The following is a 14,701-nucleotide window of genomic DNA, read 5'->3' on the forward strand; positions in this document are numbered from 1 at the left end:
GGCAACCTGACCCAGGAACGGCGTGGCAAAGGCCAGCAACTCGTCACCGAATACCGCTATGACAGCCAGCACCGGCTGATCGAAATCACCCGGTCCAACGGCCAAACCGCCCGTTACCGCTATGACCCGTTTGGCCGGCGTATCAGCAAAACCGTCGACGGCATCACCACCGAATTTTTCTGGCAAGGCGACACACTTATCGCCGAACACCAAGCGGGCCGCCACCGCAGCTACCTCTACGAACCCGACAGCTTCCGGCCGCTGGCGCTTTTACAAGGCTTCGGTCCAAAAGAAACACAGCCCTACCACTACCAACTCGACCACCTCGGCACGCCGCAAGAACTCACAGCCCCGGATGGCGAAATCGTCTGGTCCGCGCACTACCGCGCCTACGGCGAAATCGCCCGGCTCGACGTAGGCAAAATCGACAACCCACTGCGCTTCCAGGGCCAATACTTCGACGAAGAAAGTGGCCTGCACTACAACCGCCATCGCTACTACAATCCGGATATTGGTCGCTACCTGACGCCAGACCCGGTGAAGTTGGCGGGTGGGATCAACTCCTACCAGTACGCTCTAAACCCTACAGGATGGGTAGATCCGTTAGGCTTAAACACCTGCCCCGGGGGAGACGGTTGTAAGCCAGAGGTAGCTGCTAATGAACCGGCCAAAACTGTAAAAGCTGATGAAGGAGATGCTGTATTACCCAAAACAGGAGGAGCTGAGCGATCAGCTAAATATTCAGCGAATTGGAAAACAGCTAGCCTGAGTGAAAACATTGTCAAATTTGCCGGCACCGATCCAACTGTAACCACAACAGACAAAGGCAAAAAAATATATAAGAACCCTCTAAATGGAATTGAAGTTGTAGAGGACATCAATGGAAACTACTTTAGAATCTACGACCCATCATTGCCGGGATCGAGACGATACTTAAGCCTTGAAGGCGTCGTGCCCAACAACAAGACATCTCCTTCAGGAAAGCAAATGGGCAGAACACAAAGTGAATACAATGAAGCAACCCATTTCAATAAGGAACTAAAACAATGAAGATGATTTGTGTCCCACTTACGCTAGAGGCCATGAGGTTATTGGACATAAATGATTGCCCGGACTCTCTGCTTGAAACCATTCACCTCACCGATGAAGATTATAAAAAACTACTGATCTCTGGCGCAGTGGAAACTATAAATAACACCCTGGGAAAAATAATTGACGACTACGAAGATGAGAGTATCAATACCAACGAGGACCTCATCAAGGCGCTAGCGATATTTAAAGACCACCTGACGCCTGAAAACTCATCAATAATGAAAAAATTGATCCACCTGAACACAATCGCAATCAAGAACCACACAGGGCTATTTTTCTTCTTTTAGCTTGATACATGTACTTGGTAAATGGTCATTTTCTACCATTTCTCCATAGCGCAACTAAAACATTGAGTTTGATGAGCTAATCACTCGCTAATCCAGCTTCTTTCGAAGTGAGATCAACTAACATTTTTCTTTATCCAACAAATATCTGAGCAGAACGTCACCTACGGGCTTGGTATAGAGACACACTCATTCGACTTTTATGTCGGGACGCATCATGGATGACTGCTCCTGAAAAATCGGAGAGTACAGCATCCGTCATTAGATTTCGGCCTAGAAGGTGGACTTTATGGCGTGCTCACGAAAACACCCACCACCAGCCTAGACCCTGAGCCAAATCCGCAGCACAATCGGCTCACCAAATGAGCCGAATAACCCCTTTATTCGGCTCACGCACCCCAGGCATTCCACCATGGCTCATCCGCACTGGATCTGGCAACACGCCGACTGGCCGCACTTCCACTGGCAACCCGGTCGCCTCGCGGCGTTGCTGCGCGATTGCGGACAAGCCCAGGGCAAATTGCTGGGCATGCTCGGCTCCGTCAGCCAGCCAGTCAGCGCACAGAATGAACTGGATGCGCTGCTGCAAAATATCCTGACGTCCTCGGCGATTGAGGGTGAACAGTTGAATGTCGGCTCGGTGCGCTCGTCCCTGGCAAGGCGGATGGGCCTGGAAGCGATGGAAGACGGTCAGGTAAGCCGCCGCAGCGAAGGCCTCGCCGAGTTGATGATGGATGCCACTCAACAATTCACCCAGCCGTTTACCCTCGCCCGCCTATTGAAATGGCATCACTTATTGTTCCCGGTCCCGGAAGCGGGCTATGCCGCTCGAGCGCTCAATATTGGATCCTTGAGGGGAGATGAGCCAATGCAAGTCGTGTCGGGCCGGCTTGATCGGCCGACCGTGCATTTCGAGGCCCCGCCACGTCTGGGACTGGAGCAGGCACTGGCGGATTTTCTGGAGTGGTTCGAAACCAGCCGCGATCAGCCGGAACTGGACCCATTGGTACGCGCCGGCGTCGCGCACTTCTGGTTTGTCACACTGCATCCTTTCGATGACGGCAATGGTCGCCTGACACGCGCTATCACCGATTTGGCACTGGCCCAGGGTGAACACCAGTCCATCCGTTTCTATGCCATGTCAGCCAGCATCCTCGAAGACCGCACCGGCTACTACAACGCACTGGAATCCAGCCAGAAGGCCTCACTGGATATCACTGACTGGCTGGAGTGGTTCCTTAAAACCCTGTTACGCAGCGTGCAGCAGGCAATGGCGCGGATTGACCGAGTGCTGGGAAAGAGTCGGTTCTGGCAGCAACACCGCGACCTCCCTTTGTCTGCTGAACAGATCAAGGTTCTCAATCGACTGCTCGACGGTGGTGAGAAGGGCTTCGAACACGGCATCAGCGCAGCGCAGTACCAAGCGGTGGCAAAGGTCTCCAAGGCGACAGCGACGCGACACCTGGCTGACCTGCTGGAAAAAAACTGCTTGGTTCGTCTGCCCGGAGGCGGCCGCAGCACGCGTTATCAGGTCAACACAGAAGGCAAGTGAGACCCCGCTCATTTGCCCAGAATCCCCATGTCTGCTAGTGTCGCGCCGGTTTACCGTCTACCGGAATAGCCGCCATGGCCCGCAAAAAAGTTGCACTCGATTTCGAACAATCCCTCGCTGACCTGCAAGCTCTGGTCGAGCGTCTGGAGAACGGCGAGTTGTCGCTGGAGGACTCGCTGACAGCGTTTGAGCAAGGCATCGGCCTGACCCGCGACTGTCAGAGCGCGTTGGCGCAGGCGGAGCAGAAGGTACAGGTGTTGTTGGAGCGTGACGGGGAGTTGGCCGAAGAACCTTTCGACGCGGAACAGCCGGAATGATCGACGCGTATCAGGCCAGTAGCCAAGCCCGGGTGAATGCGGCGCTGGAACCCTTGTTCGTAGCGCCAAGCCCGGAAATGAATCGCCTCTATGAAGCCATGCGTTACAGCGTGATGAATGGCGGCAAGCGCGTGCGCCCTTTGCTGGCGTACGCAGCCTGTGAAGCGCTGGGCGCGCCGGCCGAGCAGGCCAATGGCGCCGCGTGCGCGGTGGAGTTGATTCACGCGTATTCCCTGGTACATGACGATTTGCCGGCCATGGACGACGACGATCTGCGTCGCGGCCAGCCCACTACTCACAAAGCCTTCGATGAAGCCTATGCCATCCTGGCCGGTGATGGCCTGCAAAGCCTGGCGTTCAGCGCATTGCTGGACCCGCGCTTGAGCAGCGTCAACGCCGAGATCCGCCTGCGCATGGTCACCACACTGGCGCAGGCTGCGGGTCCTGCCGGTATGGTCGGCGGGCAGGCCATCGACATGGGCTCGGTCAGTCTCAAGTTGGATCAAAAAGCACTCGAACACATGCATCGCCACAAGACCGGCGCGCTGATAGAGGCCGCCGTGCAGTTGGGCGCGCTGGCCAGCGGCCATGCGCAGCCTGCGCAATTGGCGGCCTTGCAGACCTACTCCCAGGCCATCGGCCTGGCTTTCCAGGTGCAGGACGACATTCTCGACGTGGAAAGTGACACCGCCACCCTGGGCAAACGCCAGGGCGCCGATATCGCCCGGGACAAGCCGACCTATCCTGCGCTGCTCGGGCTCGATGCTGCCAAGGCCTACGCCCTGGAACTGCGCGACCAGGCCCTGGCGGCCCTGCGACCTTTCGACGCGGCGGCCGAGCCGTTGCGTAACCTGGCGCGGTATATCGTCGAACGCCGCCACTGATAACCACGGCCATTACGGCCGCATATCGGCCAAGTTCGGCGCTCCGCGTGGGCAGTTTGCGATGCTTGAGGTAAACTGCCGCCTCTTTCTATACCTATAACGATTCGCCTGATGCCCACGACGTTTCAAGAGATTCCCCGCAAGCGCCCGTCCACGCCCCTGCTCGACCGTGCTGCCACGCCGGACGGCCTGCGTCGTCTGGGTGAAGCCGAGCTGGAAACCCTGGCCGATGAATTGCGCCTGGAATTGCTCTACACGGTCGGTCAGACCGGTGGGCATTTCGGTGCCGGCCTGGGCGTCATCGAGCTGACCATCGCCCTGCATTACGTGTTCGACACCCCGGACGACCGGCTGGTGTGGGACGTGGGCCATCAGGCGTATCCGCATAAAATCCTCACCGGCCGTCGCGAGCGCATGAGCACGCTGCGCCAGAAGGACGGCGTCGCCGCCTTCCCGCGTCGTTCGGAGAGCGAGTACGACACCTTTGGCGTCGGCCACTCCAGCACGTCCATCAGTGCGGCACTGGGCATGGCGATTGCCGCCCGTCTGCAAAACAGTGATCGCAAAGCGATTGCCGTGATCGGCGATGGTGCACTGACCGCCGGCATGGCGTTCGAAGCGCTGAACCACGCGCCGGAAGTGGACGCCAACATGCTGGTGATCCTCAACGACAACGACATGTCGATCTCGCGCAATGTCGGCGGCTTGTCCAACTACCTGGCCAAGATCCTTTCCAGCCGTACGTATGCCAGCATGCGCGAAGGCAGCAAAAAGGTACTCTCGCGTCTGCCCGGCGCGTGGGAAATTGCCCGGCGCACCGAAGAATACGCCAAGGGCATGCTGGTGCCCGGCACCTTGTTCGAGGAACTGGGCTGGAACTACATCGGCCCCATCGATGGCCACGACCTGCCGACCCTGATCGCCACGCTGCGCAATATGCGTGACCTCAAGGGCCCGCAGTTCCTGCATATCGTCACCAAAAAAGGCAAAGGCTTCGCCCCGGCGGAAGTCGACCCGATCGGTTATCACGCGATCACCAAGCTCGAACCGCTGGACGCTCCCGCCGCCGCGCCGAAAAAGGCCAGCGGGCCGAAGTATTCCGGGGTGTTCGGCGAGTGGCTGTGCGACATGGCCGCCGCCGACTCGCGCCTGGTGGGCATCACTCCGGCGATGAAGGAAGGCTCTGATCTGGTGGCGTTCAGCGAGCGTTTCCCGCTGCGCTACTTCGACGTGGCGATTGCCGAGCAACACGCGGTGACGTTCGCCGCCGGCATGGCCTGCGAAGGCGCCAAGCCCGTGGTCGCGATCTACTCCACCTTCCTGCAGCGCGGTTACGACCAACTGGTGCATGACGTCGCGGTGCAGAACCTCGACGTGCTGTTCGCCATCGACCGCGCCGGCCTGGTGGGCGAAGACGGCCCGACCCACGCCGGCAGTTTCGACTTGTCCTACCTGCGCTGCATCCCCGGCATGCTGGTGATGACGCCGAGCGACGAAAACGAATTGCGTAAGATGCTCAGTACCGGCCATCTGTACAACGGCCCGGCTGCGGTGCGCTACCCACGCGGCAACGGTCCGAACGCCGTGATCGAAAAAGACCTGGAGCCCATCGAGATCGGTAAGGGCGTCGTGCGTCGCCAGGGCAGCCAGGTGGCGTTCCTGGTATTCGGCGTGCAATTGGCCGAAGCCTTGAAAGTCGCCGAGAAGATCGACGCCACGGTAGTCGACATGCGCTTTGTCAAACCTCTGGATGAAGCGCTGGTGCGCGAGATCGCCGGCAGTCACGAGTTGCTGGTCACGGTGGAAGAAAACGCCATCATGGGCGGCGCCGGTGCAGCGGTCAGCGAGTACCTGGCGCGGGAGAATATCCTCAAGTCGGTGCTGCACCTGGGCTTGCCGGATGTATATGTCGAGCATGCCAAGCCGGCGCAGATGCTGGCCGAATGCGGGCTGGATGAGGCCGGGATTGAAGCCTCTGTGCGCAACCGCATGGCGCTGCTGGGCCTGTAGAAACCGGGACCAAAGGAATATGGGAGGGGGCAAGCCCCCTCCCATATTTGATTTGTGCCCTTCTCAACGCCATGGACAGCCCATGAAACACCTGTACCTTGCCTTGCTGCTCCTGCCCTCCCCGCAATTGCTCGCCGACACCCGCGACGATGCGCTGAAACTCCCCGATATCGTCATCAGCTCCAACCGCCAGGTCCAGGCGCGCAATGACAGCAGCGCCGCCAACACGGTGTTCACCCGCGACGATATCGACCGCCTGCAACCGACCAGCCTTACCGACCTGCTCAACCGCGTGCCTGGCGTGCAAGTGGCGCCCACCGGCGGGCGTGGCAGTTTGCCGGGGATCTACCTGCGCGGCACCAAGTCCGCTCAAAGCCTGGTGCTGGTGGACGGCCAGCGCATCGCCAATACCACCTCCGGCGATAGCGGCCTGCAATACATCAGTGTCGATCAGATCGAGCGCGTGGAAGTGCTGCGCGGCTCGCGCTCGGTGATCTACGGCAGCGATGCAATTGGCGGGGTAATTCAAGTCTTCACCCGACGCAACGCCGAGCAAGGCTTACAGCCACGTCTGACCTTGGGCTTCGGCAGCCTTCAGACCTGGCAGCGCAGCCTCGGTCTGTCAGGCGGGGATGAACACACGCGGTTCAACCTGGGCGCAAGCCTGGATGAAACCGCCGGTATCAACTCGACCCACGCGTCCTTTCCCACTGACGGCGACCACGATGCTTACCGTAACCAGTCCCTCAGTCTTAACCTCAGCCATTCATTCAGCGAGGCGCTGGAGGCGGGTTTCAACCTGCTCGATAGTCGGGGCAAGTCGGAGTACGACAACAGTTTCGGCCGCTACGACGCCGCCAGCGGCCAGACGCTGGGGCAAAAGCCCTACACCGATTACACCGTCAGCAGTGCCAGCGGTTACCTCGATGCCACGTTCAACCCGCGCTGGCAGTCACGCCTGGAACTGGGCCACAGCGAGAACCGCGACACCAAGCGTGACACCCTCAGCGACGACTTCAGTGTGTTCAACACCTACCGCGACTCGGTCAACTGGCAGAACGACCTGACCCTGGACGAACACAACAGCCTGATCCTAGGCGGTGACTGGTATGAAGACCGCTTCCACGGCTCCGCCGCGTTCAGTGAAAACAGCCGCTGGAACCGCGCGGCCTTTGTGCAGCATCGGTTTCACAGCGAGTGGTTTTCCACGGAACTGGGCCTGCGCCGTGACCAGAATCAACAGTTCGGCGCGCAGAACAGTTGGAGCGGCACGCTGACCTTGCCGATCAACCCCGACAATGATGTGCTGCTGAGCTACAGCGAAGGCTTTCGCGCCCCCACCTTCAACGACCTGTATTACCCCAAGTACGGCAATCCTAACGTGCAGCCCGAAACTTCCAAGAGCTACGAATTGCAGTGGCGCAGCCAGCTCAGTGACAGCACTCACCTGGAAGCCTCGCTTTACCGTACCGACTTGAGCGACGCAATCATCGTCGATAGCACGGATATGCCGCAGAATGTGGCGGCGGCGCGTATCAACGGCATGGAAGCGGCGCTCAAGCAGGACCTGTTCGGCTGGCAGGGCAATCTGGGGTTGTCGATCATCGACCCGCGCGACCGTAGCACCGGCCATACCCTGGCCCGGCGCGCACGGCGAACGTTGAGCCTGGACCTGGACCGGCAATTCGATCAGCTCGGCCTCGGCGCCAGCTGGCAGGCAATCAGCAGCAGCTATGACGATGCCGACAATGCACAACGCCTGGGCGGTTATGCATTACTTGGGCTACGCAGCCGTTGGGCGATCAATCGAGAAGTGGCGCTGTCGCTGAAGGTCGATAACGTGCTGGACAAGTCCTACACCCGGGCGCGCTATAGCTATAACGATCCGGCGTTTATAAACAATCAGGATTACCGCGAAGAAGGTCGGGTATGGCTGTTCGGTGTGACCTGGACTCCGGAAATCTGAGGCTCCAGTCACAGGTCCGGCGCAATTACCTGGCACAACCGCCCCACCGCCTCCAGCATCTGCCCACTGGGCCGCTCCAGGCCTTTATCGGGCACCTGCCGTACGCGATCGGCCATGGTTGGCCAGGCTTTCCAGGCGTCCATTTGCGCTTGATCGCTGACCAGAATCAGCTCGGGATTGCGCTGCAACACCGACTCGATACTGACTTGCGGCGCCGGCAGTTTGAGGTCGTCGAACACATTGCGTGCGCCGCAGACCGTCAACGCGTCGCTGATGATCTGCCCACCGCCCACGGTGTACAGCGGCGAGTTCCACACCTGGTAAAACACTCGTAAAGGTTCGGCACGTCGGTAGCGCTGACGCAGTTCGGCCAGGCGCTGGCGCAACTGCTCGGCCAATTGCCGGCCGGCGTCGGCACGCCCAAGCCGCTCGGCGATGGCCTGAACCTGGGTGGTGAGTTGTTCGAGATTGTGGGGTTCGGCGACGTACACCGGGATATTCAAACGCTGCAACTGCGCGCGCTGGGCCGGGCCGACGCTGCCGGGCCACAGTAGGATCAGGTCCGGCTTGAGGCTGAGCAGGCGTTCCATGTCCAACTGCCCGTAACGCCCCACGGAAGGCACCTGCGCCAATGCCGCCGGGCGCTCGCCACCGTCGAGCAGGCCCACCAGCAGGTCGGCGGCACCCAGTTCCATCACGATTTCCGACAGCGACGGCGCCAGGCTGACCACTCGCTCAGCCGCCAGGGCCTGGGCACTCAGCGCCAACACCAGCAGCGCCAGCCAGCGGCGCATCATCCCAACTGACGCGGGATGCGGTAGAGGTAAAACAGCACCATCGTCGACAGCGCCAATAGAAACAACGGCACCGCCTCCAGGCCGACGAACACCGCCAGCGCACCGATCCACGCGGGCAGCGCGGCCACCAGCAGCGCCGTACGGCGACGGGCCGCCAGGGTGATCCAGGCGCCGGGTTCTTCGGCGGTGTCGAGGGCTTTGGAGGTGGCGATCAACGCGTGTTTATAGCCGTTGAAGTAGCGCAGGCTGAGGAACATCGAGGCCACACCCGCGATAAAGAACGGCATGGCCAACACCGGCAGCAAGGATTCAGCCTGGCCAAACACCAGGTTGATCACAAACAAGGGCAACAGCGCCAGGGCCAGATACTGCCACCAGTTGACGGACAGCCGACGCTTGACCTGGCCCCGAGTCACGCGCGGTCTACCTCACCCTGATGCTCGTTGCCCATCATGTGGTCGAGCTTGCTGGCCTTGGTCGCCAGGTAGAGCTTGTTGTGCGGGTTTTGCCCCGTGTGCAGCGGCACGCGCTCGGCCACGGTGATGCCCATGTCGGTCAAGGCCTTGACCTTGCGCGGGTTGTTGGTCATCAGGCGCAGGGATTTGACCCCCAGGTGCTCAAGCATCGGCAGGCAGATCGCGTAGTCACGCTGATCGGCCGCGAAACCCAGACGTTCGTTGGCTTCCACAGTATCGGCGCCGCCATCCTGCAATTCGTAGGCGCGGATTTTGTTCAGCAGGCCAATGCCGCGGCCTTCCTGACGCAAATACAGCAACACGCCACGACCTTCCCGGGCGATGGCCTGCAGCGCGGCTTCGAGCTGCGAGCCGCAGTCACAGCGCTGGCTGAACAACGCATCGCCGGTCAGGCACTCAGAGTGCAGACGGCCAAGCACGGGTTCGCCATCGGCGATGTCGCCCAGGCTGAGCACAACGTGCTCGCGCCCGGTGGCTTCTTCAAGAAAGCCGCTCATGGTGAACGTGGCAAAAGGGGTAGGCAGCTTGGAAGCGGCGACGAAAACGACGGGCACCGTGTGCTCCTGATTTCAGATTTCACAGAGGCGGCATTGTAACAGCAGGTTCTGACAGACGCTTAAGCTGAATGATCGCTGATAAAGATCAATCGGTTCGATTGGCCTTCAACTCGGTTCTATGCAGGTCAGAATGGATAGGGCTGTTTCCAATGCTGGAAAATCGGTTTGAGTTCGCCGCTTTTCACCAGCACATCCATACGCCGATCAAACACGTTCCGCAGGCCCCGCCCCTGCTCGGTATCGGCAAAACCCACGTAAAGCGGTAGTTGGGTCAGATGGGTCAACTGAAAGATCGACGGGTCTTGCGCCTGATTGAGGACTTCCTGTGCCTCGGTAAAGGCATCGATGTAGAAGTCAGCTCGTCCGTGCTGCAGCATCGGCAAAATACCGTCGCGCCGACGTATCTGGTTAAAACGTCGTACATTCGGCAAGTAGGCCTCGTATTTGTAGCCATGCACCCAGGCCAGGCGATACTCCCCCAGCGTGGCCAGGCTCGGCGCCTTGGACGTGGCCAGGCCGAGGGCGTAAATGGGATCGGAATCGTAGTGCCAGCGGGGATACAGCACATCCTCGACTTCGTCACGGTACGAACCGACCCAGCCGTCCACCTCGCCGCGCTGGGCCAAGCCAACCGCTCGGGTGTAGGGCTCGGTGCGGATTTGAACAGTGAATCCCGCCGGCTCGAATACCTTGCGCATCACGTCCCAGGCCAGGCCGCTGCCGTCGGCATTGGTGTAGCCGTCCCACGCCTCACTGGCCAGCGTAACCTTGGCAGGTGACACGGGCGTCTCCTGCGCCTGCAACAGCGTCGCGGCGGAGCACAGCAGTGTCAGCAACCAGCGGCGTGCACCCATGGGGGCGACCTCCTACAGAGCCTTGCATCAGGGATTACGCTATTGAGGGTAGCCTAGGCCACCGCTTCAGGGTGCATCGCGAAAATGTTGGTAGCCACGCACGGCGGGTGTGATGTCCTGGCCATTGGCGTCAAGCAGTGTCACGCCCTGGCCTGCCTCGACCCGGCCGATCACATGAATCGGCCAGCCGTCGCCCAGCAACGGCGCCAGCTGCGCGGGCGGCAGGGTAAAGGCCAGCACATAGTCGTCGCCACCGCTCAGGGCGGCCACCCGCGCCTGCTCGTCACCAACGAATGCCAAAAGAGCTTTGGACAATGGCAGCGCCTGCCGCTCAATGACCAGGCTGACAGCCGAGGCTTTGGCGATATGCCCACAATCGGCCAATAGCCCATCGGAAATATCCATCGCCGCTGTGGCCTTGCCGCGCAGCGCCAATCCCAGTGCCAGTTGCGGTTGCGGCGACCAGTAATGGGCCAATAACGGCTCGGCGACGGCCGCCTCGGCGCTGCGCTGGCCTAGCACCAGCGGCAAGGCGCCTGCGGCGTTGCCCAGTTCGCCGCCCACGCACAGCCAATCACCTGGCTGCGCGCCGCTACGGGTCAGGGCCTGCCCCGCCGGGACACGGCCGAACACGGTCATGGTCAGGCTCAGCGGCCCGCGCGTGGTATCGCCCCCCACCAGGCCCACGCCGCAGCGTTGCGCCATGGCGTTCAACCCCTGGGCATAGCGTTGCAGCCAATCGGCATCGACGCTCGGCGTGGTGAGTGCAAGGGTAAATGCGAGGGGGTGGGCGCCCATGGCGGCCAGATCGCTCACCGCCACGGCCAACGAGCGCTGGCCGAGCAGGAACGGATCGCAGGGGTCGGCAAAATGCACGCCGGCCACCAGAGTATCGGTGGAGATTGCCAGTTGCTCCCCAGGGGGCAGCGCCAGCAAGGCGCAGTCGTCGCCGATCCCCAGGGCAATGCCTTCGCCGCCCTGCGCACAAGGCGCGGCGGCGAAGTATGTGCGGATCAGCTCAAACTCACCCATCGAGAACTCAAGCGCGGATCAGCGCTTGTGTTCCTTGACTTCGGCTTCGCGCAGGCGCGGGGCCAGCTTATCGAGCACGCCGTTGACGAACTTGTGGCCGTCGGTCGAACCGTAGACTTTCGCCAGCTCGATGCCTTCGTTGATCACCACGCGGTACGGTACGTCGACGCGCTTGAGCAGTTCCCAGGTGGACAGGCGCATTACGCACAGTTCTACCGGGTCCAGTTCCTCGATGGTCAGGTCCAGGCAAGGTGCCAGGGCCGTGTCGATCTCGGTCAAGCTGGCGTGAACGCCGTGCAGGATGTCGTGGAAATAGCTTTGATCGGCGAAGGTAAAGTCGTTATCGACGCGAAACTGCGCTTCGATTTCGTTCAGCGAAGCACCTGCCAGATGACGCTGATACAGCGCCTGGGTCGCAAGTTGACGCGCCTTGCGACGCTTCTCGCTCTTGGACGGCTTGCCGGCATCCGCAGGGCGTGGGTCCTGAGGGTTGAACTGATCGCTCTCGTCGGAAATCACTTGGCCTCCAACTGCGACAGCAGGCTGACCATTTCCAGGGCGGACAGGGCAGCTTCGGCACCTTTGTTACCGGCCTTGGTGCCGGAACGCTCGATGGCTTGTTCGATGGAATCCACGGTCAGCACGCCGAACGCAACCGGCACGCCGAACTCCATGGACACCTGGGCCAGGCCCTTGGTGCATTCGCCGGCCACGTATTCGAAGTGCGGCGTGCCGCCCCGAATGACCGCGCCCAGGGCGATGATTGCAGCGTATTCGGCCTGTTGGGCCACTTTTTGCGCAACCAGCGGAATTTCGAAGGCGCCAGGGGCGCGGATGATCGTGATATCGCTCTCGCTCACACCGTGGCGAACCAGGGCGTCCACGGCACCGCTTACCAGGCTTTCAACCACGAAGCTGTTGAAGCGGCCAACCACCAGGGCATAGCGGCCTTTGGGGGCGATGAAGGTACCTTCGATGGTCTTCAGGGTCATTCGACAAATCTCTTAAAGAGCCGGGACGCGAAAAGTGCGTCCCTCAGTGATGATTTAACCGCGAACAAGGGGCAGAAATCGCCGGCCTTTATTCGGAGGGCACGTATTCTACAACTTCCAGATCGAAACCGGATATCGCATTAAATTTCATCGGTGCGCTCATCAGGCGCATTTTGCGCACACCGAGGTCACGCAGGATCTGCGAACCGGCACCGACAATGCTGTAGGTGGTCGGGGTTTTCACCTGGGTCTGCTCGGCGGTTTCACGGATATGCGCGAGCAAAACGTCGCCATCCACCGGGTTGCCCAACAACAGCACCACGCCGCTGCCAGCCTCGGAAACCGCGGCCATGGCGGCGCGCAGGCTCCAGCGGCCGGGTTGCTTGACCATCAGCAGGTCGCGCAGCGGGTCCATGTTATGCACGCGGACCAGCGTCGGTTCATCGGCGCAAATATTGCCCAGTGTCAGGGCCATGTGCACGTCGCCTTCCACCGAATCACGGTAGGTCACCAGGTTGAATTGGCCCAGTTCGCTGTCCAGTGGCTGCTCGGCAATCCGCTGAACGGTACGTTCGTGGATCATCCGATAGTGAATCAGGTCGGCGATGGTGCCGATCTTGATGCCGTGTTCGGCGGCAAACGCTTCGAGTTCGGCGCGACGGGCCATGGTGCCGTCATCGTTCATCACTTCGCAGATCACGCCGCTGGGTTCGAAACCGGCCATGCGCGCCAGGTCGCAGGCGGCTTCGGTGTGGCCGGCACGGGCCAGGGTACCGCCGGGCTGGGCCATCAACGGGAAGATATGGCCGGGGCTGACGATGTCTTCAGCCTTGGCGTCCTTGGCGGCGGCGGCCTGCACGGTGCGCGCGCGGTCGGCGGCGGAGATGCCGGTGGTGACGCCGGTGGTGGCTTCAATCGATACGGTGAACTTGGTGCCGAAACCTGAGCCGTTACGCGGCGCCATCAACGGCAGCTTGAGCAGTTCGCAGCGCTCGCGGCTCATGGGCATACAGATCAGGCCGCGGGCGTGCTTGGCCATGAAGTTGATGTGCTCGGCCTTGCAGGCTTCGGCGGCCATGATGATGTCGCCTTCGTTCTCGCGGTCTTCGTCATCCATCAGGATGACCATCTTGCCTTGGCGGATGTCTTCAACCAGTTCTTCGATGCTATTGAGCGCCACGTGGCACCCCCTTGGTCAGGATTTCAGGTAGCCATTAGCGGCTAGAAAACTTTCGGTGATGTTCCCGGCAGTCGGCTCTGCGGCCTTATCGCCCAGCAACAGGCGCTCCAGGTAACGGGCAAGCAAGTCCACTTCCAGATTCACCCGGCGACCCGGCTGGTACGAGGCCATGATGGTTTCGCTCAGGGTGTGCGGGATGATGGTCAATTCGAATTCGGCGCCGTTGACGGCGTTCACGGTCAGGCTGGTGCCGTCGACGGTGATCGAGCCTTTGTGGGCGATGTACTTGGCCAAGTCTTTTGGCGCGCGGATGCGAAATTCCACCGCCCGCGCGTTTTCGCTGCGCGACACCACTTCGCCAACGCCGTCGACGTGGCCGCTGACCAGGTGACCGCCCAGGCGGGTGGTCGGGGTCAGGGCTTTTTCCAGGTTGACCGGGCTGCCGGCCTTGAGATCGTTCATCGCCGTGCAGTCCAGGGTTTCGCGGCTGACGTCGGCGGCAAAGCCATTGCCCGGCAGTTCGATGACGGTCAGGCACACGCCGTTGACGGCGATGCTGTCGCCCAGTTTGACGTCGCCCAGGTCGAGCTTGCCGGTTTCAACCAGCAGGCGAACGTCGCCGCCCTTGGGGGTCATGGCGCGAATGCTGCCGATGGATTCGATAATGCCGGTGAACATGGCCTTCTCCTGGAAAACGGGGCCGCGCGG

General features: G+C 60.8%; 16 protein-coding genes. 7 read left to right on the plus strand and 9 right to left on the minus strand.

What is annotated here, in order from left to right; all coding sequences use genetic code 11:
* The 7 genes from YA0848_RS10710 to YA0848_RS10740 all read left to right on the plus strand — a co-directional run.
* On the plus strand, window positions 1–1,050 hold a 1,050-nt coding region (locus YA0848_RS10710; RefSeq protein WP_198731299.1), incomplete at its 5' end, for an RHS repeat domain-containing protein.
* The gene (locus YA0848_RS10715; RefSeq protein WP_169903382.1) at window positions 1,047–1,379 is read left to right on the plus strand and encodes a hypothetical protein; all 333 of its coding nucleotides are present in this window, start codon (window positions 1,047–1,049) and stop codon (window positions 1,377–1,379) included. The genes YA0848_RS10710 and YA0848_RS10715, both read left to right, overlap by 4 nt.
* Window positions 1,380–1,788: 409 nt before the next feature.
* Entirely contained in the window at window positions 1,789–2,928 is a 1,140-nt protein-coding gene (locus tag YA0848_RS10720; RefSeq protein WP_169903381.1) for a Fic family protein, read from the plus strand.
* 74 nt (window positions 2,929–3,002) lie between these two features.
* Window positions 3,003–3,245 (plus strand): exodeoxyribonuclease VII small subunit, encoded by a 243-nt coding sequence (locus tag YA0848_RS10725; RefSeq protein WP_003194556.1) that lies wholly within the window; start codon window positions 3,003–3,005, stop codon window positions 3,243–3,245.
* Entirely contained in the window at window positions 3,242–4,129 is an 888-nt protein-coding gene (gene ispA / locus YA0848_RS10730; protein WP_034100956.1) for a (2E,6E)-farnesyl diphosphate synthase, read from the plus strand. The genes YA0848_RS10725 and ispA overlap by 4 nt, the downstream gene beginning before the upstream one ends.
* Window positions 4,130–4,240: 111 nt before the next feature.
* A complete protein-coding gene (gene dxs / locus YA0848_RS10735; protein ID WP_034100957.1) occupies window positions 4,241–6,139 on the plus strand; it encodes a 1-deoxy-D-xylulose-5-phosphate synthase in 1,899 nt (632 codons plus the stop codon).
* A gap of 82 nt (window positions 6,140–6,221) precedes the next feature.
* A complete protein-coding gene (locus YA0848_RS10740) occupies window positions 6,222–8,105 on the plus strand; it encodes a TonB-dependent receptor domain-containing protein (RefSeq protein WP_169903380.1) in 1,884 nt (627 codons plus the stop codon).
* 8 nt (window positions 8,106–8,113) lie between these two features.
* On the opposite strand, the gene YA0848_RS10745 is transcribed toward YA0848_RS10740, so the two are convergent.
* The 9 genes from YA0848_RS10745 to YA0848_RS10785 all read right to left on the minus strand — a co-directional run bounded on the left by YA0848_RS10745 (window position 8,114) and on the right by YA0848_RS10785 (window position 14,671).
* The gene (locus YA0848_RS10745; protein ID WP_047882872.1) at window positions 8,114–8,902 is read right to left on the minus strand and encodes a cobalamin-binding protein; all 789 of its coding nucleotides are present in this window, start codon (window positions 8,900–8,902) and stop codon (window positions 8,114–8,116) included.
* Window positions 8,899–9,318 carry a hypothetical protein gene (locus YA0848_RS10750; RefSeq protein WP_034100960.1) on the minus strand — a complete coding sequence of 140 codons (420 nt, stop codon included), beginning with the start codon at window positions 9,316–9,318 and terminating at the stop codon, window positions 8,899–8,901. The genes YA0848_RS10745 and YA0848_RS10750 overlap by 4 nt, the downstream gene beginning before the upstream one ends.
* Window positions 9,315–9,932 (minus strand): GTP cyclohydrolase II, encoded by a 618-nt coding sequence (gene ribA, locus YA0848_RS10755; protein ID WP_034100961.1) that lies wholly within the window; start codon window positions 9,930–9,932, stop codon window positions 9,315–9,317. The genes YA0848_RS10750 and ribA overlap by 4 nt, the downstream gene beginning before the upstream one ends.
* 128 nt (window positions 9,933–10,060) lie before the next feature.
* The gene (locus YA0848_RS10760) at window positions 10,061–10,789 is read right to left on the minus strand and encodes a substrate-binding periplasmic protein (protein ID WP_169903379.1); all 729 of its coding nucleotides are present in this window, start codon (window positions 10,787–10,789) and stop codon (window positions 10,061–10,063) included.
* A gap of 66 nt (window positions 10,790–10,855) precedes the next feature.
* The gene (gene thiL, locus YA0848_RS10765; protein ID WP_034100963.1) at window positions 10,856–11,821 is read right to left on the minus strand and encodes a thiamine-phosphate kinase; all 966 of its coding nucleotides are present in this window, start codon (window positions 11,819–11,821) and stop codon (window positions 10,856–10,858) included.
* A gap of 18 nt (window positions 11,822–11,839) precedes the next feature.
* Window positions 11,840–12,340 (minus strand): transcription antitermination factor NusB, encoded by a 501-nt coding sequence (gene nusB, locus YA0848_RS10770; protein WP_034100964.1) that lies wholly within the window; start codon window positions 12,338–12,340, stop codon window positions 11,840–11,842.
* Window positions 12,337–12,813, minus strand: coding sequence for a 6,7-dimethyl-8-ribityllumazine synthase (gene ribH / locus YA0848_RS10775; protein WP_034100965.1), 477 nt, complete (start codon window positions 12,811–12,813; stop codon window positions 12,337–12,339). The genes nusB and ribH overlap by 4 nt, the downstream gene beginning before the upstream one ends.
* An 88-nt stretch (window positions 12,814–12,901) precedes the next feature.
* Window positions 12,902–13,993: a bifunctional 3,4-dihydroxy-2-butanone-4-phosphate synthase/GTP cyclohydrolase II gene (gene ribBA, locus YA0848_RS10780; RefSeq protein ID WP_034100966.1), complete on the minus strand. Its 1,092-nt coding sequence runs from the start codon at window positions 13,991–13,993 to the stop codon at window positions 12,902–12,904.
* A gap of 15 nt (window positions 13,994–14,008) precedes the next feature.
* Window positions 14,009–14,671, minus strand: a complete 663-nt coding sequence (locus YA0848_RS10785) for a riboflavin synthase (RefSeq protein WP_034100967.1) — start codon at window positions 14,669–14,671, stop codon at window positions 14,009–14,011.
* Window positions 14,672–14,701: the final 30 nt, after the last annotated feature.

This window comes from Pseudomonas sp. S4_EA_1b (genome assembly GCF_016307435.1).
Taxonomy (GTDB): Bacteria; Pseudomonadota; Gammaproteobacteria; order Pseudomonadales; family Pseudomonadaceae; genus Aquipseudomonas; species Aquipseudomonas rhodesiae.

Excerpts from the sequence above, each read along its gene's own strand:
- YA0848_RS10725 (WP_003194556.1), top strand. The coding sequence starts at position 3,003 with ATGGCCCGCAAAAAAGTTGCACTCGATTTCGAACAATCCCTCGCTGAC.
- dxs (WP_034100957.1), top strand. The coding sequence starts at position 4,241 with ATGCCCACGACGTTTCAAGAGATTCCCCGCAAGCGCCCGTCCACGCCC.
- YA0848_RS10745 (WP_047882872.1), bottom strand. The coding sequence starts at position 8,902 with ATGATGCGCCGCTGGCTGGCGCTGCTGGTGTTGGCGCTGAGTGCCCAG.
- thiL (WP_034100963.1), bottom strand. The coding sequence starts at position 11,821 with ATGGGTGAGTTTGAGCTGATCCGCACATACTTCGCCGCCGCGCCTTGT.
- YA0848_RS10740 (WP_169903380.1), top strand. The coding sequence starts at position 6,222 with ATGAAACACCTGTACCTTGCCTTGCTGCTCCTGCCCTCCCCGCAATTG.
- ribH (WP_034100965.1), bottom strand. The coding sequence starts at position 12,813 with ATGACCCTGAAGACCATCGAAGGTACCTTCATCGCCCCCAAAGGCCGC.
- YA0848_RS10715 (WP_169903382.1), top strand. The coding sequence starts at position 1,047 with ATGAAGATGATTTGTGTCCCACTTACGCTAGAGGCCATGAGGTTATTG.
- YA0848_RS10720 (WP_169903381.1), top strand. The coding sequence starts at position 1,789 with ATGGCTCATCCGCACTGGATCTGGCAACACGCCGACTGGCCGCACTTC.
- YA0848_RS10760 (WP_169903379.1), bottom strand. The coding sequence starts at position 10,789 with ATGGGTGCACGCCGCTGGTTGCTGACACTGCTGTGCTCCGCCGCGACG.
- YA0848_RS10785 (WP_034100967.1), bottom strand. The coding sequence starts at position 14,671 with ATGTTCACCGGCATTATCGAATCCATCGGCAGCATTCGCGCCATGACC.
- ispA (WP_034100956.1), top strand. The coding sequence starts at position 3,242 with ATGATCGACGCGTATCAGGCCAGTAGCCAAGCCCGGGTGAATGCGGCG.